General features: G+C 72.0%; 6 protein-coding genes. All 6 read left to right on the top strand.

The window, feature by feature from the left end:
* Positions 1–311: 311 nt before the first annotated feature.
* The 6 genes from OHA72_RS56960 to OHA72_RS56935 are packed head-to-tail and all read left to right on the top strand — an operon-like array spanning position 312 to position 25,928.
* Positions 312–518 (top strand): hypothetical protein, encoded by a 207-nt coding sequence (locus OHA72_RS56960; RefSeq protein WP_327004447.1) that lies wholly within the window; start codon positions 312–314, stop codon positions 516–518.
* On the top strand, positions 515–5,692 hold the full coding sequence (locus OHA72_RS56955; protein ID WP_327004445.1) for a polyketide synthase: 5,178 nt from the start codon (positions 515–517) through the stop codon (positions 5,690–5,692). Before OHA72_RS56960 ends, OHA72_RS56955 begins: the two co-directional genes overlap by 4 nt.
* The gene (locus OHA72_RS56950; protein WP_327004444.1) at positions 5,685–9,053 is read left to right on the top strand and encodes a non-ribosomal peptide synthetase; all 3,369 of its coding nucleotides are present in this window, start codon (positions 5,685–5,687) and stop codon (positions 9,051–9,053) included. The genes OHA72_RS56955 and OHA72_RS56950 overlap by 8 nt, the downstream gene beginning before the upstream one ends.
* Positions 9,053–14,647, top strand: coding sequence for a type I polyketide synthase (locus OHA72_RS56945; RefSeq protein ID WP_327004443.1), 5,595 nt, complete (start codon positions 9,053–9,055; stop codon positions 14,645–14,647). The genes OHA72_RS56950 and OHA72_RS56945 overlap by 1 nt, the downstream gene beginning before the upstream one ends.
* On the top strand, positions 14,644–25,167 hold the full coding sequence (locus OHA72_RS56940; protein ID WP_327004442.1) for a non-ribosomal peptide synthetase: 10,524 nt from the start codon (positions 14,644–14,646) through the stop codon (positions 25,165–25,167). Before OHA72_RS56945 ends, OHA72_RS56940 begins: the two co-directional genes overlap by 4 nt.
* Positions 25,164–25,928, top strand: a complete 765-nt coding sequence (locus OHA72_RS56935; protein ID WP_327004441.1) for a thioesterase II family protein — start codon at positions 25,164–25,166, stop codon at positions 25,926–25,928. Before OHA72_RS56940 ends, OHA72_RS56935 begins: the two co-directional genes overlap by 4 nt.

Raw genomic sequence — 25,928 nt, 5'->3', positions numbered from 1 at the left:
ACCGTTCCGCCGGATCGGGCATTTGCGCGTCTGTCAAGAGGCGTTCGGCACGCGTGGCGTCTGGGCAGGTCATGAATGTCAGGGGGCACTGTACCCGGACGATTTGACGGTCAGGTCAGGGTGGTATCGGCCGAACGGTTGATTCGATGGATATCTGATCTTGTTGCGCACGTTTTCCTTTTCAGTGGCTTGAGTGGCACTGTTCGCCCGCGTGCAGGACGAATGTCGAGATCGGCCGACAATGATGCCAGGGAACACTCAAGATATTGACAATTTGCCATGGTTGACATTGCTGTCACGGGCTGTGCAGCATGGTGGTCGGACTGATGCGGGCGACGATGGAAATCGTCGATCATCGTGCTCCAGGACTGGATCTGCGTTTCTGGAGAATTGAAATGAACAACGGGACGGGTTCGGTGTGCGACCGGCCGGGACACCGCCTCGACTTCGAATCGAATGTGTCCGCAAGATTGTTCGGTTTGCGGCACGGCGGGAATGTCAGGAGGAGCAACTCATGAGCAGTTCGGCTTCGGTAGCGGGGGACACCTCCGGACGTTCGGCGCTGGTCGATCGTTTCCAGGCGGTGCTGGCCGCAGCGCCGGACGCGCAGATCTACCGGTTCCTGGCCGATGGCGAGGGTGCGCCGGCCGGGATCGCCAACCGTGACCTCGACCTGCGCGCCCGAGCCCTCGCGGTCCGCCTCCGTCAGCACGTGGACGCCGGTGACCGGGCTCTGATCGTCTGCCCGCCCGGCGTGGACTACCTCGCGTCGTTCCTCGCCTGCCTGTATGCGCGAGTCGTCGCCGTGCCCGTGTACCCGCCGAACCCGGTGCTGCTCAAGCGAACCCTGCCACGCCTGGTGAGCGTGATCGAGGACTCCCGACCGGCGGTGGTACTCGCGCCGGCCGCGGTGACGGCAATGGCCGCCGAGATCGCCCGCCAGGCACCCGGCCTTGCGGCGTTGCGCTGGGAGGCGGTCGACCAGGTCGGCGCGGACCTCGCCGGCGACTGGACGCGCCCAGCCTTCGAGGCCGGTGACATCGCGTTCCTGCAATACACCTCGGGCTCGACAGGCAGCCCGAAAGGTGTGGTGCTCAACCACGCCAACCTGGTGGCAAATCTCGATGTCACCAACCGGAGGTTCGTGCGGGGGGCCGAGGACACCCACTTGGTCAGCTGGCTGCCGCCGTACCATGACATGGGCCTCATCGGCGGGATGCTGCAGCCGCTGTACGGGGGGTTCCCGGTGACCTTCATGTCGCCGGTCTCGTTCCTGAAACGACCGCTGCGATGGCTGAAGGCGATCTCCGACCACCGTGCGACGCTCAGCGGTGGACCGAACTTCGCATACGACCTCTGCACCGCCAAGATCACCGAGGAGCAGCGCGCCGAACTGGACCTCAGCACATGGCGGCAGGCGTTCTGCGGCGCCGAACCTGTCCGTGCGGACACCGTCCAGCGCTTCGTCGAGGCGTTCGCACCGGCAGGGTTCCGTCGGGACGCGTTCTACCCGTGCTACGGCCTGGCAGAGGCAACGCTCTTCGTCACGGGCAACGCCGGCCTGACCGGACCGACGGTCCGGCACCTGGAGGCAGGCGCGCTGACCCGGCATCTCGCCGTCGACGCCGCAGCCGGCGAGGAATCCCGCACCGTCGTCGGTTCGGGCCAGCCGGCCGACGGCCATGACGTCGCCATCGTCGACGTGGAGACCGGTGTACGGCTGCCTGCCGGGCAGGTCGGCGAGATCTGGGTGTCGGGGCCGAGCGTGGCGCAGGGGTACTGGGGAAAGCCGGACGAGTCCGCGGCAACCTTCCGCGCCCGTGTCACCGGCGGCGACGACCGCCAGTATCTGCGCACCGGAGATCTCGGCTGCATGGTGGGCGACGAACTGTTCGTCACCGGCCGGAGCAAGGACGTCATCATCATCGCCGGGCAGAACCACTACCCGCAGGACATCGAAAGCACCGTCGAGCAGAGCGACACCGCGCTGCGACCGGGCTCGGGCGTGGCCTGCTCCGTCGAGCGCGACGGCGAAGAGCAACTGGTGGTCGTGCAGGAGGTGGCCGGCAACCGGGCCCGGCTGGACCCCGACCGGGCGGTCGCAGCTATCCGGGCCGCGGTGGCCGTCCAGCACGGACTGGCCGTGCACGACATCGTACTCATCAAGCAGGGCACCATCCCGAAGACCTCGAGCGGCAAGCTCCAACGCGGGGCATGCCGCGACGCGTTCCTGCACGATGCCTTGGACGTCGTGGCCGCATGGAGCGTGACCGCCGGCCAGGCGCCCGAACGGCCCGCACCGCAACCGGTCGAGCCCGAGCCGATCCGGCCTCCCCGGCCTGCGCAGCTTCCTGAGTCCGCGCCGCGTCCTGCGCCGGCACCGCTTCCCCAGCCCGCGCCGGCGAACGAGCCGCCGCAGACGGCGACGATGCGCCGGGCGTACGCGACGATCGAACGCCTCCAGCAGCGGATCGCGGAGCACGAGCGGGCCAGGTCCGAGCCGATCGCGATCGTCGGGCTCGCCGCACGGTTCCCCGGCGGCGTGGTGGACGCCGACTCGTTCTGGGATCTGCTCAGCAACGGCCGCGACGCCGTCGGCGACATCCCTGCAGACCGGTGGGATGTGGACAGGTACTACGACGCGGAGCCGTTCCGGGCCGGGAAGTCCATCAGCCGGTGGGGTGGATACCTGGACCGGGTCGACCGGTTCGATCATGACTTCTTCGGCATTTCCCGCCGCGAGGCCGTGATGATGGACCCGCAGCAACGGCTGATCCTGGAGGTGACGTGGGAGGCCCTGGAAGATGCCGGCCTGCCTCCACGCGGTCTCGCCGGTAGCGCCACCGGCGTCTACATGGGACTGTGCAGCAGCGACTACTCCAGCCAGGTGTTCCAGTCCGCGGAGGGCATCCAGGCGCACGCGAGCACCGGCAACTCGCACGGCATCGCGACCGGACGGGTGTCGTACCTGCTGGATCTCAAAGGCCCGAGCGTGTCGATCGACACGGCCTGCTCCTCCTCACTCGTCGCAGTTCACCAGGCCGGACAGGCGCTGCGGCTCGGCGACATCGACATGGCGATCTGCGGCGCGGTCAACGTGGTGCTGCAGCCGCATCTGAGCATCTCGTTCTCGCAGTTCCCGGAGATGCTTGCCGCCGACGGCCGGTGCAAGACGTTCGACGCCGCCGCTGACGGCTTCGTGCGCAGCGAAGGCTGCGGCGTAGTGGTGCTGAAGCGTCTGTCCGACGCGGTGCGCGACGGGGATCGCATCCATGCCCTCATCCGCGGCTCCGCCGTCAACCAGGACGGGCGAAGCTCGGGCCTCACCGCGCCCAACGGCGCTGCGCAACGCGCGGTGCTCCGGCGGGCATTGCAGGTCAGCGGGGTGGAAGCGGCGCAGGTCGGCTACATCGAGACGCACGGCGCCGGCACCAAACTCGGTGACCCGATCGAGGTGGAGGCACTCGCCGAGGTGTACGGCCGGTCCGAGGGCGCCCCGCTCTACCTCGGTGCGGTGAAGTCGAGCCTCGGCCACATGGAGGCGGCGTCCGGCATCGCCGGGCTGATCAAGGCGACATTGTGCCTGGAACACGGGGAGATCCCGCCGAACCTGCACTTCCATCAGCTCAACCCGCACATCTCCTTCGACGGCACCACCTTCGCCGTGCCGACCGTCCGCAGTCCGTGGCCGGTCACCGGGACACGGTTCGCGGGATTGAGCAGCTTCGGGTTCAGCGGCACCAATACCCACGTGATCCTGCAACAGGCCCCGGAGGCCGCCGCCCCGGCGCCCGACGACCGGCGGCCGCGCTCAGTGCTCGCCCTATCGGCGAAGACCGAGACCGCGCTGGTCAAACTCGCCGGCCGCTACCACCGCAGGCTGACGGCAGGCACCCCGGTCCCGGCTGCAGACCTGTGCTTCTCGGCCAACACCGGTCGCGCGCACTTCCCGCACCGGCTCGCTGCCGTCGGCGGGTCCGCCGAGGAGCTCGCGGCGCGGCTCGCCGACTACACCCGCGGCGAGCCGGCTGCCGGGGTGCTGTCCGGGCGGGCCGCCGACGCCGCCGCATCCGACGTGGTGTTCCTGTTCACCGGGCAAGGACCGCAACGGGCCGGGATGGGCCGGGAACTGTACGAGACCCAGCCGACGTTCCGCCGGGTGCTCGATCACTGCGACGAGGTGCTGCGCCCCGTGTTGGATGAGCCGCTGCTGTCAGCGATCTACCCCCAGGACCCGGCTTGCGACCTGATCAACGACATGGCCTACGCGCAGCCTGGCCTGTTCGCCGTCGAGTACGCCCTCGCGGAGCTGTGGCGCTCATGGGGCGTGGAGCCGGCCGCCGTGCTCGGGCACAGCCTCGGCGAGTACACCGCGGCATGCTTCGCCGGAGCGTTGCCCCTCGACGACGGTCTGCGCCTCGTCGCCGAGCGCGGCAGGCTGCTGCACCAACTCGCCGACACCGGGACGATGGCCGCCGTCTTCACCTCCGCGGACGAGGTCCAGCGTGAGCTCGACCGGCACGACCCGGACCTCGTCGCGATCGCCGCCGCGAACGGGCCCGCGAACACCACCATCTCCGGCACCCGGCAGGCGGTCACCGACGTCTGCGCGGCGTTCACGGCCCGCGGCGTCGACGTCCGGCGGTTGCACATCTCCACGTCGTCACACTCCCCGCTCGTCGAACCGGTGCTGGAGCCGCTGCGGCGGGCGCTGTCGGCGGTGGGGTTCAGCACACCGCGCGTGCCGTTGGTGTCGAACCTGACGGGCCGGCTGTGGCCGTGGGATCAGGCGTTGGACGCCGATTACTGGTGCCAGCACGCCCGCCGGCCGGTGCTGTTCGCCGACGGCGTCGGCGCGCTGCTGGAGCTCGGTTACCGGACCTTCCTCGAGGTCGGACCGGCACCGACGCTGCTGGGTCTGCTCGGCGACATCGTGCCGTCCGGCTCGAACATGCTGATGCTGCCGAGCCTGCGTCCCAGGGCGGGCGACTGGAATGTCCTGCTGGACAGCGTGAGCCGGTTGTACGTGCAGGGCGCCGACATCGACTGGGCCGGCTTCGACAAGGACTACACCCGTGCCCGGGCGAGGCTGCCGCTCTACCCGTTCGACAAGGTCCGGTGCTGGCACGACTTCGGCACGGCAACGCCGTTCGCCGCTGCGGGCGCGGCACCCACGCCGGCCGCTGGAAACACCCCGGACCTGCCCAAGCAGGGACGCACGGGTGCAGTGCCGGTCCGCGGCTGGGCGAGCTCGCTGCCGTCCGCCGAGGACCTGCTCAGGGCCCAGCCCGCAGAACGGACCGGCGCCATGATCACCGAACTGCTCCGCAGCGTCCAGCGCGCACTCGGCGCCGGCTCGGCGACCGTGGACCCGGAAGCGCCGCTGTCCGGCCTCGGCCTGGACTCCCTGATGGCGGTGGAGCTCCGCAACGAAATCCAGGCACGGCTCGAGGTGTCGATCCCGATCGCCGGGCTGCTGAGCGGGGCCACGATCCGCAGCGTCTCCGAGCAGATCATCACGCAGGTCGAGCAGCGACAGGCGTCGCCGACCGGCGCCCCGGACGGCACGACGGCGATCCGCCGGGTGGCGCGGGTCGAGGACCTGGCCGAACAACTACTCGCCGTCGTCGAGCAGACGCCTGAGGCGATGGTGGGCGCTGCTGCCAGCGGGACGGAGCTCGGCAATGTCTGACCTGACAGACCGGCTGGCTTCACTGACACCGCAACAGCGGGCCCATTTCGAGCAGCTCATGCTGGACTCCGGCCTGCGACCGCAGGCGACCGCACTGCAAGAGAACCTCTTCCCGCTGTCGGTGCTGCAGCAGGGCATGTGGTTCCTCGAACAACTCCGACCGGACAACCCCGCCTATGTCGTGCCCGGCGCGCTGCGCATCCGGGGACCACTGGACCGGGTGGCGCTGCTCGACGCGGCCAACGAGGTGGTGCGCCGCCATGAGGCACTGCGCACGACGTTCGAACTGCGTGACGGCAAGCCGAAACAGGTGGTGCATGCCAGCATGCCCTTGGAGCTGCCGGAGATCGACCTGCGGCCGGCCGTTCCCACCGGCGCGGCACTCGAGGCACGCATCGTGAGCGAGGCGCTCGGCGAGCCCATGCACATCGAACAAGGCCCGCTGCTGCGGCTCAAGCTGCTGCAGACCGGCCGGGACGAGGCCGTCCTCGTGCTGGCGCTGCATCATCTGATCTCCGACCGGTGGTCGATCGCGATTCTCATGTCCGAGATCGCCGAGCTGTACGAGGCGGCTCAAACGGGACGCGCCCCGACGCTGGCGGCGCCGGCGATCCAGTACGGTGACTTCGCCGTCTGGCAGCAGGCACAACTGCGGGACCGGGAGTGGGACCGGGACCTCGCATACTGGCGGCAGCACCTGGCCGGCGCACCGTCTGCACTGGAACTGCCGACGGACCGGCCACGACCGGCCGTGCAGGGCTTCAACGGCGCCTTCGTTCCGGTCCACGTTCCGGAGCCGCTCCTGCGCAGGCTGGGCGAACTCGCCCATCGGCATGGTGCGACCACCTACATGGCCCTGCTCGCCGCCTTCACCGTCCTGCTGCACCGCTACAGCAACCAGGACGACGTGGTGGTGGGGATGCCGATCGCGATGCGCGGCCGGCCGGAGATCGAGTCGCTGATCGGGTACTTCGTCAACGCCCTGCCCATCCGGACCGACCTGCGCGGCAATCCGCCCTTCACTGAGATCCTCAACCGGGTCCGGACCGCCACCCTCGCCGCATACACGCACGAGGACGTCCCGTTCGACGTCATCGTGGCGGACCTGCAGACCATCCGGGACCTGAGTCGCCCACCGGTCTTCCAGGTCAGCTTCTCCCACGGGCGGGAACCCGCACCCACGTTCGCCCTCGGCGACACGGAACTCACCCGCATCTGGGTGCAGAGCGGCGGCGCGCGGTTCGACCTCGAACTGCAGACATTCGACCGGGACGGCGCGCTCGGCGGCTGGTTCGAATACGACCGCGACCTGTTCGACGAGTCGACGATCGTGCGCATGGCGGGGCATTTCCAGCGCCTGATCGCGCAGGTCGTCGCCGACCCGGGACAGCCGATCGACCTGCTCGACCTTCTTGGTGCCGAGGAGCGCAACTCGCTGCTGGCCACGTCGCTGGGGCCGGCGCGGACGTGGCCGGACAGCGACGGCTGGATCCACGAGTGCTTCGAACGCCGCGCCGCCGAGCAGCCCGACGACGAAGCGGTGCGTTTCGACGGTCACGGCCTGACCTACGCCGTATTGAACCGCCGGGCGAACCAGCTCGCCTGGCGGCTGATCCGCGCCGGTGTGGGCCGTGACGTGCTCGTCGGCGTCGCCATGGAACGCTCACCGGAGCTGGTGGTCGCGCTGCTCGCCGTGCTCAAGGCCGGCGGTGCGTACGTCCCGCTGGACCCCGAGTACCCCAAGGCGCGGCTGGAGCACATGATGGCCGCGGCGCGGGTGCCGGTCCTGCTCACCCAGCAGCACATCCTGGAGGCCCTGCCGGTCACCGGCGCCGAGGTCCTGTGCCTGGACGAACTCGGCGCCGCGCTGGACGCCGAACCGGACGGCGACCCGCGCGTCGCGGTCGGCGGCGAGGACCTCGCCTACGTCATCTTCACCTCCGGGTCGACCGGGACCCCCAAGGGCGTCATGAACGTCCACGCGGGCATCCGCAACCGGCTGCTGTGGATGCAGGAGGAATTCGGGCTGACGCCCGTCGACCGTGTCCTGCAAAAGACGCCGTTCTCGTTCGACGTCTCCGTCTGGGAGTTCTTCTGGCCGTTGATGACCGGCGCGACGCTTGTCGTCGCCCGCCCCGGCGGGCACCGCGACGCCGCCTACCTCGCCGGGATCATCCAGGCGGAGCGGGTGACCACCGTGCACTTCGTGCCTTCGATGCTCCAGGTGTTCCTGCAGGAGCCGGTGCAGGAGTGCACCAGCCTGCGACGGGTCATCTGCAGCGGCGAGGCACTGCCACGGGACCTGCGCGACCGGTTCCTGGCCAGGTCCGCCGCCCAGCTGGTGAACCTGTACGGTCCGACGGAGGCAGCCGTCGACGTCACCCACTGGACGTGCCGCCCGGACGAACCGGACGGGCCGGTGCCGATCGGCAGGCCGATCGCCAACACCGAGATCTACGTCCTGGACCGGTTCCGGCAGGTCGTTCCCACCGGTGTGGCCGGTGAACTGTACATCGGCGGCCGGAACGTCGCCCGCGGCTACCTGGACCGGCCTGACCTGACCGCGGAGCGGTTCGTCGAGCACCCGTTCGACGAGGCCGCCGGCGCCCGCGTGTACCGCACCGGTGACCTGGCCAGATTCCGCGCCGACGGCGCCGTGGAGTTCCTCGGGCGCCTGGACCACCAGGTGAAGCTACGCGGCTTCCGGATCGAGCTCGGCGAGATCGAGGCGGCCCTGACCGTGCACCCTCAGGTGCACGAGGCTGTCGTCGTCGCCCGCGAGCACCGCCCCGGCGACCTGCGGCTGGTTGCCTACCTGACTCCGGCCGGCGATGTACCGCCGAGCACCGCCGAACTGGTCGGCCTGCTGCGGCAGCGGCTGCCCGAGTACATGGTCCCGGCCTGCTTCGAGGTCCTCGACGCCTTCCCCCTGACCTCCAGCGGCAAGGCCGACCGCCAAGCGCTGCCGGAGCCCGCGAGTCTCCGCGCGGACCTCGCCGCGCAGTACGTGGCACCCGGTGACGACCTGGAGGACACCATCGCCGGGCTGTGGCGCGAGATCCTCGGCGTCGAACGCGTCGGCATGCACGACAGCTTCTTCGACCTCGGCGGGCACTCACTGCTGATGGCGACGCTCCGCGCCGAACTGGCGGCGAGGACCGGCCATGACGTGACGATGGTCGAACTGTTCCAGCACCCCACGGTCGGCTCCCTCGCCGGATTCCTCCGGCAGGCGGCGGACGCGCCCGAGACCGCACTGGACGACGCGCGGGAACGCGCCGAACACCGTCGCCGGTCGCACCAGCGGCGCCGTCAATTGGCGGACGCCCGATCCCGACAGACCGAACGGCAGGTGACCTGATGTCCGAGCTGCGCGAAAGCACCGAACAGGTGGCGATCGTCGGCATGGCCGGCCGGTTCCCCGGTGCGCCCGACGTCGACACGTTCTGGGCGAACCTGCGCGACGGCGTGGAAGGCATCGCCGCCTTCACCGACGAGGAACTCGCCGCGGCCGGCGTTGACGACGCCACGCGCGATGCCGAGCACTACGTCAAGGCCAAGGGCACGCTCGACGGCGCAGACCAGTTCGACGCCGCCTTCTTCGGCTACAACCCGCGGGAGGCGCAGCTGCTGGACCCGCAGCACCGCGTGTTCCTGGAATGCTGCTGGGAGGCACTGGAGACGGCCGGGTGCGTGCCGGGCAGGTTCGACGGCAGGATCGGGGTCTTCGGCGGCACCGGGCTCAACAGTTACCTGCTGCACAACCTCATGGCCAACCGCGCCGTCGTGGACTCCGCCGGCCGGTACCAGACCATGCTGGCCAGCGACAAGGACTTCCTTGCCACCCGGGTCTCCTACAAGCTCGGCCTCACCGGCCCGTCGCTGACGGTGCAGACGGCCTGCTCCACCTCGCTGACCGCGGTGCACCTCGCCTGCCAGAGCCTGCTCAACGGCGAATGCGACGTGGCCATCGCCGGTGGGGTGGCGGTCAGCTCCCCGCTGCGGCACGGCTACACCTTCGAATCCGGCGGCATCCTGTCTGCCGACGGGCACTGCCGGCCCTTCGACGCCGACGCCGGCGGCACGGTGCCCGGCAACGGCGCGGGCGTCGTCGTGCTGCGCCGGCTGGAGGACGCGCAAGCCGACGGCGACACAGTGGTCGCGGTCATCCTCGGCACCGCGATCAACAACGACGGCTCGCTCAAGGCCGGCTACACCGCACCGAGCGTCGACGGCCAGGCCGCGGTCATCTCCGAGGCGCTCGCCGTCGCCGGGGTAACCGCCGGCAGCATCGGCTACGTCGAGACGCACGGCACCGGCACGGTGCTCGGCGACCCGATCGAGCTCACCGCGCTGACCCGGGCGTTCCGGCAGGACACCGACGGCGTCGGCAGCTGCGCGATCGGCTCGGTGAAGAGCAACGTCGGTCACCTCGACGCGGCCGCCGGCGTCACCGCGCTCATCAAGACCGTGCTCATGCTCGACCGGGAGGCGATGCCACCCACGCTGCACTACCAGCGGCCCAACCCCGAACTACGGCTGTCGACGAGCCCCTTCTACGTCAACGACGAACTGCGCCCCTGGCCGCGCGGGCCTGAACCGCGCCGGGCCGGCGTCAGCTCGTTCGGCATCGGCGGCACCAACGTGCACCTGATCCTGCAGGAGGCACCCGCATCCGCGCCCGCGGCGCCGCAGCGGCCGCTGCTGATGCTGCCGCTGTCGGCGAAGACACCCGCGGCCCTGGCCGGCAACGCCCAGCGGCTCGCGGCACACCTGGAGTCCCATCCGGACCTGCCGCTCGGCGACGTCGCGCACACCCTCACCCACCGGCGTACGGACTTCGGGCAGCGCAAGGCGGTCGTGTGCCAGGACCGGGAGGAGGCCGTGGCCGCGCTGCGGCGCATCGGACCCGCCGACGCGGTGACCGCCGCCGAGCGCGACGCCCGCGTCGCGTTCCTGTTCCCCGGCCAGGGCGCCCAGTACGTGTCGATGACCCGCGACCTGTATGTGCACGAGCCCGTGTTCACCGCGGTGGTCGACCGGTGCGCCGCGCTGTTCCTGCCGCATCTCGGCGTCGACCTGCGCGACCTGCTGTTCGCCCCGCCCACCGACAAGGCCGCCGCGGCGGCGCTGGAGCAGACCCGGACAACCCAGCCTGCCCTGTTCCTCGTCGAGTACGCGCTGGCCCACCTGTGGGCGTCGTGGGGCGTGCGCCCGGCCGCCATGGCCGGGCACAGCATCGGCGAATACGTGGCGGCCTGCCTGGCGGGTGTCTTCACCCTGCCTGACGCCGTCCGTGTCGTGGCGGCCCGCGGCCGGCTGGTCCAGTCGATGCCGCCGGGCGCGATGCTCTCCGTGCTGCTGCCCGAGGACGATGTCGTGCGGCTGCTGGAGCGGCGCCGCGGCGACGGACCGGAACTGGCCGCCGTCAACGCGCCCGGGCTGAGCGTCGTGTCCGGCCCGACCGGCGCCATCGACGCCCTCGAGGCGCATCTGAAGGCCACAGGGGTCGGCTGCCGCCGCCTGCACACGTCGCATGCGTTCCACTCCGCGAGCATGGACGACGCCGTCGGTCCGTTCGTCGAGGAGCTGCGTGCCGTCATGCTGCACGCACCGGCGATCCCGTTCATCTCCGGCGTCACCGGTACGTGGATCACCGACGAGCAGGCCACCAGCCCCGAGTACTGGGGCGGACACCTGCGCCGCCCGGTGCGGTTCGCGGACGCGGCCGGCCGGCTGCTGGAGGACGCCTCGCTGGTCTTCGTCGAGGTCGGGCCGGGCACCACGCTCAGCGGCCTGCTGCGCCAGCACGGCGCCTGGGCACAGGATTCGCCGACCGTGGTCGCGTCGCTGCGGCACCCCCGTGAGATGGCCGACGACCGGGTGGTCATCACCCGCGCCGCGGCCGCGTTGTGGGAGTCCGGCGTCCCGATCGACCGGCCCGCGATCGCTCCCGGTCCCGGCCGGGTCGTGCCGCTGCCCGCGTACACGTTCCAGCGGCAGCGTTTCTGGGTCGAGCCGCAGCCCGCCCCCGCCGCGCCGGTCGCGCCGGCGGGCACCGAATGGTGCCACACCCCGGGCTGGAAGCGGCTGCCGGACGTCACCGGCGACGCCGCCGACCCGGCCGGTCAGGCCTGGCTGGTGCTCGGCGAGTCCGGCTTGGCCACCGCGCTGGCCCAGCGGCTGCGTGACGGCGGCGCCACCACCGTGCGGGTCAGCCCCGGCGCCGACCAGGACACGCTCGCGGCGCTGATCACCGACGCCGTGCACCGCCTGCACGTCGTGCACCTGCGCAGCCTCGACCTGCCGGACCGCGACCCGTCCGGCTGGCTGGACGGCCGCCGGGTCCGCGAGGCCCGCACCCTCGGCTTCGACAGCCTGCGGGCAGTGGCGGCAACGCTCGCCGTCGCGCGCATCGGCGTCCCGGTGACGGTGGACGTGTTGTGCCACGGCGTCCACACCGTGACCGGCGACGAGTCCCCGCAACCGGAGCACGCCACCCTCACCGGGATGGCCACCGTCCTGGCCCAGGAACTGCCCGACGCGGTGTGCCGGCTGCTCGACGTGTCCGGCACCGACCCGCAGGCCCCCGGCGACGCGCAGGTCCGGGCGGTGCACACGATCCTCACCCGCGAGACCGAGGAACGCACCCTCGCCCTGCGCGGCCGGCGCTGGTGGCGGCGCGAGTTCGACCGGGCGCCCGTGGTGGCCCTGCCGGACGGCGCGACCCGGCTCCGCGACGGCGGCGTCTACCTCATCACCGGTGGCCTCGGCGGAATCGGCCTCGCCTTGGCCGAGCACATCGCCGCGAACCGCACCGGGCCCGTCCTTGCGCTGTCGGGCCGCTCGGCGTTCCCGGCGGAGCCGGACTGGCCGGGGTGGCTCGACACCCACCCGGCGCAGGACCCGACCAGCACCCGGATCCGGCGGCTGCAGCGGATCGCGGGGCTCGGCGCGCGGGTCGTCGTCCTGCAGGGCGACGTCACCGACGAGCCGGCCACGGCCCGGCACGTGCAGCACCTGCGGGAACAGTTCGGCGCCCTGCACGGTGTCATCCACGCCGCGGGACTGCCCGCGTCGGGCATGATCGCGACCAGGCCGGCGGGCGACACCGACGCGGTGTTCGCCGCCAAGGTCGACGGGACGCTGGTGCTCGACCGGGTGTGCCCCGCCGAGCAGCTGGACTTCCTGCTGCTGTGCTCGTCCGCGACCGCCGTGCTCGGCGGACCGGGCCAGAGCGACTACGCCGCCGCCAACGCGTTCCTGGACGCCTACGCGCAGGCCCGCACCGAGCAGGGGGCGCCCGTTACCGCGGTGGCGTGGGGCACCTGGGAGGGGATCGGGATGGCCGCCGGCGGCGCGCTGCCGGACACCGGCAGGCAAGGCACGCCGACCCGGCACCCGTTGCTGCGCCAAGTCGAGGCGGCACAGGACCGGTGGACCTACGTGACGACGTTCAGCACCGCCGAGCACTGGATCGTCGACGACCACCGGCTGATGGGTCACGGGCTCGTGCCCGGCACGGCCTATCTGGACCTGGTCTACGCGGCGCTGCGCGAACAGGCCAGCGACGAGGTCGTCGAGCTGCACGACGTCATGTTCATGTCGCCGGTCATCGTTCCCGACGGGCAGACCCGCACCGTGTACACGACGGTCGAGCGGCACGACGGGCGGCTGCGGTTCACGGTGCGCAGCCGGACCGCCGACGGCACCGGGTGGCAGGAGCACGCCGCCGGCGGGGCGACGTTCACCGGCCGCGGCCCGGACACCGTGCGGGACCTCGCCGAGGTGCTGGCACGGTGCGAGGTCACCGAGGTCGTCGACACCGAGGACGAACTGCGCCGCCGGTTCCGCACGGACCGGTTCGCCAAGGGCGCCGGCCCGCTCGAGTTCGGGTTCGGGCCGCGCTGGCAACTGCTGCGCAAGGTGCAGACCGGAGGCCGGCGGATGCTTGCCACGCTGCGCCTGGACGAGGCGTTCCGCGCCGACCTCGACGGCTATGACCTGCACCCCGCGATCCTCGACATGGCCGGCGGCGTGTTCCGCATGCACGCCGAGGACCTGTACTACCTGCCGCTGACCTACCGGACGCTGCGCGTCGTGCGCCCGCTCACCGCGACCGTGCACTGCGCGGTGCAGATCAAGCACGCACCGGACGCCACCGGCGAGACTTTGACCTGCGACATCGACCTGCTCGACGACGACGGCCGGCTGCTGGTGCAGATCACCGACTTCAGCGTGAAACGGATCAACGACATCCCCGCGCTGCTGGAGCAGATCGAACGCGCCGCGAGCGAGCCTCAACCGGAACGCCCGGCGCCCGCGGACGGTGCGCTCGCAGCGCTCAGCGCCGGGATGAGCGAACAGGACGGCCGGGCCGCGTTCGGCCGGATCCTGGCCGCGGCGGCACTGCCCGCGCACCTGATCGTCGCGCCCGGCGACTTCGCCGCGCGGCACCGGCTGGCCGTGTCGATCACACCGGCGTCGCTGGCGCAGGAAATCGCGCAGCTGCCGCCGCCGGCGACGACGCACCCACGGCCGGATCTCGGCACCGCGTTCGTCGCACCCGCGAACGACGCCGAACGCGCCGTCGTGGAGATCTGGCAGGAGATCCTCGGTGTCGAGCCGATCGGCACCGACGACGACTTCTTCGCCCTCGGCGGGCACTCGCTCGCCGCAGTGCAGATCGGCACCAGGATCCACGGCCGGTTCGGTGTGGAACTGGACCTGCGCGCCTTCTTCGACGCGCCGACGGTCGCGCACACCGCCGCACTGCTGGCGGCGCAGGAACGGGTCGTGGGCGACGTCATCGAGACGGTGCGCCGCGACGAACCCGGCGGGGGTCTGTCCGAGCTGGACGCCCAGCTCGACGCGCACCTGGACGCCCTGACCGACGACGAGGTTGACGCACAGCTGCAGCAGCTGCTGGCCGAGGACGAGGGGATGCCACGATGAACGTCGAGGACACGCAGCGCCTGTCAGCGCAGCAGAAACGGGCGCTGCTGGCCGAGCGGCTGCGCCGGCAGAAGCTCGAGCGGCGCTTCCCCGCGTCGTTCCCGCAGCAACGGATGTGGTTCCTCGACCAATTGACGCCGGGGAACACCGCCTACAACGTGCCGGGCGCCGCCCGCGTCCACGGCAACCTCGACCTCGACCTGGTGCGCCGCGCCGTCACGGAGATCACCCGGCGCCACGAGTCGCTCCGCACGACGTTCCGCGCCGTGGACGGCGAACCGATGCAGATCGTCGGCGCCACCGCCGAGCCGGAGATCACCGTCGTGGACTGCGAGCACCTGCGCGGGCCGCAGGAGGACGGGGCGGTGCGTGAGCTGTCGCGCGCCGAGTTCAGCCGCCCGTTCGACCTGCGGACCGGGCCACTGATGCGGATGAAGTTCCTCCGGCTCGCCCCGGACGAGCACATCCTGCTGCTGACGATCCACCACATCGCCGGCGACCTGTGGTCCACGTCGGTCTTCCTCAACGAGCTCGTCACCCTGTACGGCGCCGCCGTCGAGGGCACCGAGGCGGTGCTGCCGGAACTGTCCATCCAGTACCCCGACTACGCCGCCTGGCAGCACAAGCGGATGGGGGGCGACGCCGTCGCCGCCGACCTCGAGTACTGGTCGGGTGCGCTCGCCGGTGCCCCGGCGGCGCTGGAACTGCCGACCGACCGGCTCCGCCCGGCGGTGCAGAGCACCCGCGGCGCGTCGGTGCCGTTCCGGCTGCCGGAGCGCACGATGGACGAGCTGCGCGCGCTGAGCCGGCGCGAAGGCGTCACCCCGTTCATGACGATGCTGACGGCCTTCCAGGTGCTGCTGCACCGGTACAGCCGTGCCGACGACATCGTCGTGGGCGTCCCGGTCGCCAACCGGGGACGGCCGGAGATCGAGCACCTGATCGGCTACTTCGTCAACATGCTCGCGTTGCGCACCGACCTGTCCGGTGCGCCGTCGTTCCGTGACCTGCTGGCGCGGGTGCGGCAGACGTGCCTCGGCGCATTCGCCCACCAGCAGTTGCCGTTCGAACGGCTCGTCGAGGTGTTGCAGCCGCACCGCGACGTGTCACGCACGCCGATCTTCCAGGTCTCGTTCATCTTCCAGAACATCGAGATGCCCACGTTCGCCGCCGGCGGCCTGACGCTGCAACCGCTGGAGGTCGAGGCGTCCTCGGCCAGGTTCGACCTGGAACTGCAGGTCTTCGACGGGCCGGCGCTCACCGGCCGGTTCGAGTACAACACCGACCTGTTCGACGTGGCCACGGTGCAGCGGATGGCGACGCACCTCGGTCGGCTCGTGGAGGAACTCGTCGCGGACCCCGACGCGATCATCGACGACGCGCCGATGCTGACCGGCGAGGAGGAACTGCGGCTGCGCCACGCGCACAACGCCACCGTCCGCGACTGGCCGGCGCCGTCGTTCGCGCACCGCCGCTTCGCCGAGCAGGCGCGCCGGACCCCGGACGCCGAGGCGGTGCGCTGCGGCGCCGACGCGGTCACCTACGGCGAGCTCGACCTGCGTGCCGACCGGCTCGCGCACCGGCTGCGCCGGCACGGCGCGCGCCGCGGCGTCCTGGTCGGCATCTGCCTGGAGCGGTCGGTCGACATGCTGGTCGCGCTGCTCGCCGTGCTCAAGACCGGCGCCGCCTACGTGCCGCTGGACCCCGGGTTCCCCGCCGACCGCATCGCCTACATGCTCGCCGACTCCGGCCTGCCGGTCCTGATCAGCACCCGCCCGGTACTGGAGCACCTCACGGACGTCGGCGCCACCGTGCTGTGCCTGGACGAACTGCGCGACGAACTCGCCGCCGAACCGTCCGGACCGGTCGAGGAGCAGGTCGAGGGGGCCGACGCCGCCTACGTCATCTACACGTCGGGCTCCACCGGCCGCCCGAAGGGCGTCGAGGTCCCGCACCGCGCCCTCGGCAACTTCCTGCACGCGATGCAGGAACGCCCCGGCCTGGAGGCCGCCGACACCCTCGTCGCCGTCACCACCCTGTCGTTCGACATCGCGATGCTGGAACTGCTGCTGCCGCTGGTCGTCGGCGCCCGGGTCGTCGTCGCGCCACGGGACGTCGCCGCGGACGGCACCCGGCTGACGGCACTGCTCGACGACACCGCCGCGACGGTGATGCAGGCGACCCCGTCGACGTGGCGGATCCTGCTGGAAGCCGGCTGGGAGGGCCAGCCGGGCCTGCGGGCCTTCGCCGGCGGCGAGGCACTGCCCGCCGGGCTGGCCAGCCGGCTGCGGGCGGTCGGCCTGCCGCTGTGGAACATGTACGGGCCGACCGAGACCACGATCTGGTCGGCGGTGGCCGAGGTCGGCGACGGGCCGATCTCCATCGGCGAGCCGATCGCCAACACCCAGCTGTACATCCTGGACGAGGCCGCGCGGCTGGTGCCGCAGGGCGTGCCGGGGGAGCTGTACATCGGCGGCGCCGGCCTGGCCAACGGCTACCTGGGCCAGCCGGAACTGACCGCGCAACGATTCGTGCCGGCGCCCTTCGAACCTGAGCTGAGCGAGCGGTTGTACCGCACCGGCGACCTCGTGCGCCGCCGCAACGACGGCAGCATCGAGTTCCTGGGCCGGCTGGACCACCAGATCAAGCTCCGCGGGTTCCGCATCGAACTCGGCGAGGTCGAGTCCGAACTGGTCCGCCAGGACGTCGTCAAGGACGCCGTGGTGATGGTCCGCGAGGACGCCCCCGGCGACCAGCGGCTGGTCGCCTACGTGGTTCCCGGCGAGCAGGACGACACCGGCACCGAGATGGACCCGCGGTCCCCGGAATGGCCGGACCGGGTCGAGCAGTGGCGGCACATCTGGGACACCGCCTACGACCCCGCCGCGGAGCCCGGCGACCCGGCCGACGACTTCCGCGGCTGGAACAGCAGCTACACCGGTGCACCGATCCCGGCCGAGGAGATGCGCGAGTGGGCGGCGCAGACGGCACAACGGGTCCTCGCCGGCAGTCCCCGCTCGGTGCTGGAACTCGGCTGCGGGACCGGCCTCATCCTGAGCCGGGTCGCGCCGCACTGCGAACGCTACTGGGCCACCGACATCTCCACGGTCGCGCTGGGCCGGCTCCAGGCACACCTTGACGCGCACGGTCCGGCGAACGTCACATTCTTCGACTGCCCGGCCGACGGCATCGGCCGGCTGCCCGAGCAGCGCTTCGACGCCGTCGTGCTCAACTCCGTGGTGCAGTACTTCCCGGACGAGCAGTACCTGCTGCGGGTCATCGAGGCGGCCGTGGCCCGGCTCACGCCGGGCGGGTCGCTGTTCATCGGCGACGTGCGCAGCCTGCCACTGCTGGAGGCGTTCCACCTGTCGGTGCAGTCGCAGCGCGCCGAGCCGGACCTGCCGGCGGCGCAACTGCGGGCAAGGGTCCTGCGGCACGCCGGCGAGGACGAGGAACTCGTGCTCGACCCGCGGTTCTTCACCGCGCTGCCGCACCGCTTCCCGCAGCTCACCGAGGTCCGGGTGATGCCCAAACCGGCCGCCGCGGACAACGAGATGACCCGCTTCCGCTACGACGTGGTGCTCACCGCGGGCAGCCCGGTGCCCCCCGCCGCCGACGACGCCTGGCTGGACTGGCAGGCCGGCGGGTTCACCGTCGACGCCGTGCGCGCCCGCCTCGCCGGGGAGCGGCCCGACCTGCTCGCCGTTCGTGGCGTGCCCAACGCCCGCGTCCAGCGGTTCGCCGATGTGGTCGGCCGCCTCACCGGCGGTGCGGGCACGGACCGCGACTCGGTCGACCCGGCCGTGCTGTGGGCGCTGGCGGAGCAGACCGGCTACCGGATCGACCTGGACTGGGCCCGGCACGGCGAGGACGGCGCGGTCGATTTCATCGCCCGTCGGCGCGGGGACGACGGCGAGCCGGTGTGTGCGCTGCCCGCCGCTGACGCCGGTCAGTCGGTGCCGCAGCTGCGGCACCTGGTCAACGGCAGCGGCCTGCGGCTGTCGCGGCGCCTCACCCCGGCGCTGCGCGCCGCGCTCGGCGAACGGCTGCCGGACTACATGGTGCCGACCTCGTTCGTCTTCCTCGATGCGTTCCCGCTGACCCCGAACGGCAAGATCGACCGCGCGGCGCTGCCGGCGGCGGGGCTGGACCGCCGGGAGCTGCGCAGCGTCTACGTCGCCCCCCGCGACCCGGCCGAGGAGGCCCTGTGCGGCCTGTTCAGCAAGGTCCTCGGGGTGCCGCAGGTCGGGGTGCACGACAGCTTCTTCGACCTCGGCGGGCACTCGCTGCTGGCCACCCGGCTGATCGCGCACGTGCGGGCCGCCCTCGATGTCCAGCTGCCGGTCCGCACCGTCTTCGAGACGCCGACGGCGGCCGGCCTGGCCGAGCAGGTCCGCCGGTACCGCGGCAGCGGGCACGCGCCACTGGTGCCGACGCCCCGGCCGGACCGGGTGCCGCTGTCCTTCGCCCAGCAGCGGCTGTGGTTCCTCTACCACCTTGAGGGCCCGTCACCGACGTACAACATCCCGATGGCGGTGCGGCTGCGCGGGCCGCTGGACGTCGACGCCCTGCGCGCCGCCGTCGGTGACCTCACCGACCGGCACGAGGTGCTGCGCACCATGTTCCCCGACCGCGACGGCGTGCCGTACCAGCACATCCTCGCCCCGGCCGCCGGCCGGCCCGACCTGGCTGTCACCCGGATCGGCGCGGCCGACGTCGCCGAGCGGGTCGACGAGGCCGCCCGGCACGGCTTCGACCTCGCCCGCGAGACCCCGCTGCGGGCGCACCTGTTCGTCATCACCCCAGACGAGCACGTGCTGGTGCTGGTGGTGCACCACATCGCCGCCGACGGTTGGTCCCTCGCGCCGCTGCAGCGGGACCTCGCCGCCGCCTACACCGCCCAGTGCGCCGGGCGTCCCGCGGACTGGCCCCGGCTGCCGGTGCAGTACGCCGACTACGCCGTGTGGCAGCGGCAGGTGCTCGGCGAGCACACCGACCCGGGCAGCCTGGCCGCGGCCCAGCTCGCCTACTGGCGGACCGCGCTGGCGGACCTGCCGGAGCGCATCGCGCTGCCCACCGACCGGCCGCACCCGCCGGAGGCGTCCAAACGTGGCGCGAGCATCGGCTTCCGCTGGGGCGGCGACCTGCCGGCGCGGCTGGCCACGCTCGCCCGCGACTGCGGGGTCACCGAGTCGATGATCGTCAACGCGGCCCTCGCCGTGCTGCTGAGCCGGCTCGGCGGCGGCGACGACATCCCGATCGGCACGGCCGTCGCCGGGCGTACCGACGTGGCCGTCGACGATCTGGTCGGATCGTTCGTCAACACGCTGGTGCTGCGGGTTGACACCGCCGGCCGGCCCGCGTTCCGCGAGGTCGTGTCCCGGGTGCGCGGCCGCAGCCTGGACGCCTTCGAGCACCAGGACCTGCCGTTCGAGGTGCTCGTCGACTCGCTGCACCCGACCCGGTCGATGGCGCACCACCCGCTGACCCAGGTGCTCGTCGCGTGGCAGAACTTCACCGACGTCACCATGGGCCTGTCCGGCCTGCGCGAGGAGCTCGTGCCGGTCACCATCGGCACCGCCCGGATGGACCTGGCGTTCACGCTGACCCGCCGGACCGAGTCGGACGGCACCGGCGCCCGCGTCGACGGGATCGCCGAGTTCAACACCGACGTCTTCGACGCGGCCACCGTCGCCACGCTCGTCGAGCGCTGGCAACGGATCCTCGACGCCGTGGCGAGCGACCCCGACGCACCGATCTCGCACATCGACCTGCTGGAACCGGCGGAGCGGGTGCGGATCCTGGAGGAGTTCAACGCCTCCGGCGCGGCCACCACACCGACGACCGTGCCGCTGCTGTTCGCGGCGCGGACGGCGGAGGACCCGGACGCGCCCGCGGTCACCGACGGTGCCCGGACCCTGTCCTACGCCGAGCTCGACGCGGCGTCGAACCGGCTCGCCCGGCTGCTGATCGGCCGCGGTGTCGGCCCCGAGGACCTGGTGGCGCTGCTGCTGCCGAGGTCAGCGGACATGATCGTGGCGATGCTCGCCGTGCTCAAGACCGGCGGTGCCTACCTGCCGATCGACCCGGAGTACCCGGCGGACCGCATCGCCTACACCGTCAGCGATGCGCACCCGGTCGTGCTGCTGAGCACCGAGTCGCACGCCGACCAGCTCGACGGCCTCGACGTCGCAGCGCTGGCCCTGGACGCGGCACCGGTCCGCGACTTGATCGCCGGGCAGGACGCCGGCCCGGTGCTGGACGCCGACCGCCGCGGACCGCTGCACCCGCGCGACGCGGCGTACGTCATCTACACCTCGGGCTCCACCGGCCGCCCCAAGGGCGTGATCGTCACGCACGGCAACGTCACCCGGCTGTTCGAGGCGCTCGCGCCCGAGGTCCACCCGGGACCGGACCAGGTGTGGACGTTCTTCCACTCGTACGCCTTCGACTTCTCCGTCTGGGAGATCTGGGGTGCGCTGGTGAGCGGCGGCCGGGTCGTCGTGGTGTCCAAGGAGGTGTCCCGTTCGCCGGTCGACTTCCTGCGGCTGCTCGCCGACGAGGGCGTCACCATGCTCAGCCAGACCCCGTCGGCGTTCCAGGCACTCATCCAGGCCGACGAGCAGCACCCGGAGCTCGGCGCGCGTCTGGCGCTGCGGTACGTCGTCTTCGGCGGCGAGGCCCTGGACCCGTCGCGGCTGCGCGGCTGGTACGAACGGCATGACGACCGGGCGCCGCAGCTGGTCAACATGTACGGCATCACCGAGACCACCGTGCACACCACGGTGCGGGCACTGTCCCGCACCGACGCCGGCAGCAGTGTCAGCGTGATCGGGCGCGGCCTGTCCGACCTGCGGCTGTACGTCCTGGACGGCTGCCTGCAGCCGGTCCCGGCCAGCACGCCGGGGGAGCTGTACGTGGGTGGCCGGGGCGTCGCCCGCGGCTACCTGGGTCGTGCGGCGCTGACCGCGACGCGGTTCGTCGCAGACCCGTTCACCGGAGACGGATCCCGGATGTACCGCACCGGCGACGTGGTCCGCTGGACCGCGGACGGCGAACTGGTGTTCGTCGGCCGGGCAGACGACCAGGTGAAGATCCGCGGGTTCCGGGTGGAGCTCGGCGAGATCGAGGCCGTCGTCGCCGCCTGCGCCGGCGTGGGCAAGGCGGTCGTGGTGGCCCGTGAGGACACCCCCGGCAGCCGGCAGCTCGTCGCCTACGTGACCCCGGCCCGCTCCGCCGCCGGTGTCGCCGAGTCGCTGGACCCCGCCGCGGTGCGCCGGGCAGCCGGCGAGACACTGCCCGACTACATGGTGCCGGCCGCGGTGGTGGTCCTCAACGAGCTGCCGCTGACCGTCAACGGCAAGGTCGAACGCAAACAACTGCCGGCGCCCGACTTCACTGCCGCCGTCGGTGCCCGCCGTCCCGCGACACCGGTCGAGCAGATCCTGTGCGACCTGTTCGCGCAGGTGCTCGCACTGCCCGAGGTCGGCGCCGACGACCGGTTCTTCGACCTCGGCGGCGACAGCATCCAGGCGATCCAACTCGTCTCCCGGGCCCAGGCCGCCGGCCTGGCGATCAGCACACGGGACGTCTTCGTGCACCAGAGCGCCGCCGGCCTCGCGGCCGTGGCCGCGACGACCGGCACCGCCGGGACCGTCACGGTCCACGACACCGGCGACGGCGAGATGCCGGCGACGCCGGTCATGGAATGGCTGCGCGGGCTGGACACGCCGATCCACGGATTCAGCCAGTCGGCGGTGGTGCCCGTGCCGCCGACCGCGACCGCGGCGTCGCTGACCGCGGCGCTGGACGCGGTAACGCAGCACCACGCCATGCTGCGCGCCCGGCTGGTGGCCGGCGCTGACGGCCGCTGGACGCTGCAGATCCCAGCACCCGCGGCGGGGACGACCGGCGGGCGGCTGCGCCGCGTCGACGTCACCGACCTGCCCGAGGACCGTCTGCGTGCACTGGTGACGAGCGAGACCGCCGCCGCGTCCGGACGGCTCGACCCGTACGCGGGCGTGATGTTCGACGCCGTGTGGTTCGACGCCGGGACACAGCGGCCCGGACGGCTGCTGCTGGTCGTGCACCACGTCGCCGTCGACGGCGTCTCGTGGCGGATCCTGCTGCCGGACCTCGCCACGGCCTGGACCGCCGTGGACGCCGGACGGCCGGTCACGCTGCCGCCGGTCGGCACGTCGATGCGGCGCTGGGCCGGTCTGCTGGCCACCGAGGCCACCTCACCCGCCCGGCTCGCCGAACTCGCCACCTGGTCCGCGGCACTGCAGGACGCGCAGCCGCTGACCGCCGGGCGGCACGACCCGGCCGGTGAGCGCGGCCGGCTGACCCTGACCCTGCCCATCGCAGACACCGCGCCGCTGCTGGCCCGGGTCCCGTCGAACTTCGCCGCGGGCGTCAACGACGTGATGCTGGCCGCGTTCGGCATCGCCCTGGCCGGCTGGCAGCGCGACCACCGCGGCGGCGACGGCACCCTCGCCGTGAACGTCGAACGCCACGGACGCCGGGAGGAACTCGCCGCCGGCACCGACCTCACCCGCACCGTCGGCTGGCTGACCAGCATCGCACCGGTGCAGCTGGACCCGGGACCGCTGAGCTGGTCCCAGGTCCGCGACGCCGGCGCCGACCTGCGCGACGCGGTCGCCCGCCTCACGGAGCAGCTGCGTGCCCTGCCGGCTGACGGCCTCGGCTGGGGGCTGCTGCGCTACCTCAACCCCGACACCGGCCCGCGGCTCGCGGCGCTGCCGGCGGCGCAGGTCGCGTTCAACTACCTCGGCCGGTTCTCCGGGGGCGGCGCAGACCCCGACGCCAGGACCTGGGAGCCGATGGCGAGCGCAGCGGTGGACCAGGCCCGGTCCGGAGCCGGAACGCTGCTGACCCACCCACTGGAGCTCAACGCCGTGACCTACGACGACGGTGACGGCCCGCAGCTCGTGGCGCACTGGACCTGGGCGGCCGGGCTGTTGGACGACCCGGACATCGCGGCCCTCGCCGAGCGCTGGTTCACCGTCCTGCGGGCGTTCACCGCCTGCGCCGACCGTCCCGGCATGGCCCTGACGGCGCAGGAGCAGACCCTCGACGGGGTCGACGAGCGCGATGCCATCCCGGTCGTGCCCCGTGGTGGGGGACTGCCACTGACCTTCGCGCAACTGGAGAACGTGTACCAGCCGGTCGGACCGGACAGCGCACACCACAACGTCATCTCCGCCACCGTGCTGGACGGCGACCTGGACGAGGCGGCGCTGCGCCACAGCCTGGACAGCATCGTGCGGCGGCACGAAGTGCTGCGGGTCGGTGTCGTACGGCGGGACGGCTCCTGGGTCCAGGTCGTGGACCCGGACGGCACCTGGCCGATGACCGCCGTGGACCTGCGGACCCTTGACGGGCCGGCCCGCGAGCAGCGGCTGCGCCGCACGATCGGCGACGAGGAGCACCGCCCGTTCACCCTCGCCACCGGCCCGCTGGTCCGGGCCACCCTGGTGCGCACGGCACCGGCACAGCATGTCCTGCTGCTGGTGATGCACCACATCGTCATCGACCCGTGGGGGTACACGCAGCTTGAGCGGGAGCTCGCCGAGCTGTACGCGGCCAGGTGCGAGGACCGCGAGCCGAAACTGCCCGACCTGCCGGTGCAGGTCCCCGACTTCGGCGCCTGGGAGCACCGCCGGCTGGACAGCGGGGCGCTCGACGAGCACGTCGCCTACTGGCGGCGGACCCTGAGAGACCTGCCGGCGCGACCGGAGTTCACCGCCGCGGACCTCGACGAGGTCCCACCGGCGCAGGGCTACACCCACGGGGTGGTGTTCGACGCGGCGTTCACCGAACAGCTCAGGCAGACGGCACGCCGCTGCGGCGTGACCCTGTTCATGCTGCTGCTGTCGGCGTACGAGGCGCTGCTGTCGGCGTACAGCGACAGCGACGACATCTCCGTCAGCTTCCCGGTGGCCGGCCGGGAACGGCCCGAGGCGCAGCACCTGATCGGCTACTTCATCAACATGGTCGTGGTGCGCACCGACCAGGCCCGCACGCGGACCTTCCTGGACCTGGCGGCGCAGGTGCGCGACGGCACCCTCGACGCGCACACCCACCAGCAGGTGCCGCTGCGCAGCCTCGACGGTGGCGTCGGCGCGGGCTACGACCCGTTCCGCATCATGTTCAACCTGGTCAACTACCCCGACATCACCCTGGACCTCAGCGGCGTGCACGCATCACCGCTGCCCTCCGGCGCCGGCGACGACGACGTGGTCATCCCTCGGATGGTGACCGCGATGGAGCCGTACAACCTTGACCTGTACCTCATCATGCACGAACAGCACGGACAGCTCGGCGGCCTGTGGCTGTTCCAGCCGGAGCGGATCGACCCCCGAGTGATGACCGTGCTGATGCGCCAGTGGCGGGTCCTGCTCGACCTGGTCGTCCGCGACCCGAACATCCCGCTCGCCGACCTGCGGCGGCTCGTGCGCCCGCAGGCCACCGACAACCGACAGGAGCATGCCCGGTGAACCGCAGATGGTTGATCAGCCCACAGACGGGTCCACTCGTCCGGCTCCGGCTCTTCTGCTTCCCGTTCGCCGGTGGCAGCGCCACGGCGTACCAGAGCTGGCGGCGGCTCGCGTCGCCCCGCCTGCAGGTCTGCGGCGTGGAGTACCCCGGGCGGGGCACATGCTTCGACGAGGAGCCGTTCATGAGCCTGCCCGGCCTGGTCCGCCACCTCGCCGACCAGATCGGGCCGCTGCTGGACCGGCCGTTTGCGTTCTTCGGCCACAGCATGGGCGGGCTGGTGGCCTTCGAGCTGGCCAGGACCCTGCGCGAGCGCTGCTGGCAAGAACCGGCGCACCTGTTCATCTCCGCCACCGCTGAGCCGGCCCGGCCACCGCACCGAACCGCGCTGTACCGGGCCAGCGACGAGGAGGTCCTCGACGAACTGCGAGACCTCGGTGGCACCCCACCGGAGTTGCTCGCCGACCGTGAACTGATGGCAATGACGGCCCGGGTGCTGCGCGCCGACTACACCGCGCTCGGCACGTACGAATACCGTCGGACCGCCCCGCTCGCCGTGCCCATGACCGTGTTCGGCGGGCGGGCCGATCCGATCACGGCACCCGCGGACCTGCGGGGCTGGCAGGCGCAGACCGTCGCCGGCTGCCGCTTCCAGATGTTCCCCGGCGACCACTTCTACCTGAACGCCGCCGCAGCGGAGATCCTGCGGGCGGTGGAGGACACCGTCGATGACCACCTCAAGATCGTGGTCCCGGCCACCTGA

Origin of the sequence: Dactylosporangium sp. NBC_01737 (genome assembly GCF_035963215.1) — a bacterium.
In the GTDB taxonomy this organism is placed as follows: Bacteria; Actinomycetota; Actinomycetes; order Mycobacteriales; family Micromonosporaceae; genus Dactylosporangium.
Note: the sequence above shows the minus strand (reverse complement) of the source record. Positions and strands in the feature narration are given on the sequence as shown.

Excerpts from the sequence above, each read along its gene's own strand:
- OHA72_RS56960 (WP_327004447.1), top strand. The coding sequence starts at position 312 with ATGGTGGTCGGACTGATGCGGGCGACGATGGAAATCGTCGATCATCGT.
- OHA72_RS56955 (WP_327004445.1), top strand. The coding sequence starts at position 515 with ATGAGCAGTTCGGCTTCGGTAGCGGGGGACACCTCCGGACGTTCGGCG.
- OHA72_RS56950 (WP_327004444.1), top strand. The coding sequence starts at position 5,685 with ATGTCTGACCTGACAGACCGGCTGGCTTCACTGACACCGCAACAGCGG.
- OHA72_RS56945 (WP_327004443.1), top strand. The coding sequence starts at position 9,053 with ATGTCCGAGCTGCGCGAAAGCACCGAACAGGTGGCGATCGTCGGCATG.
- OHA72_RS56940 (WP_327004442.1), top strand. The coding sequence starts at position 14,644 with ATGAACGTCGAGGACACGCAGCGCCTGTCAGCGCAGCAGAAACGGGCG.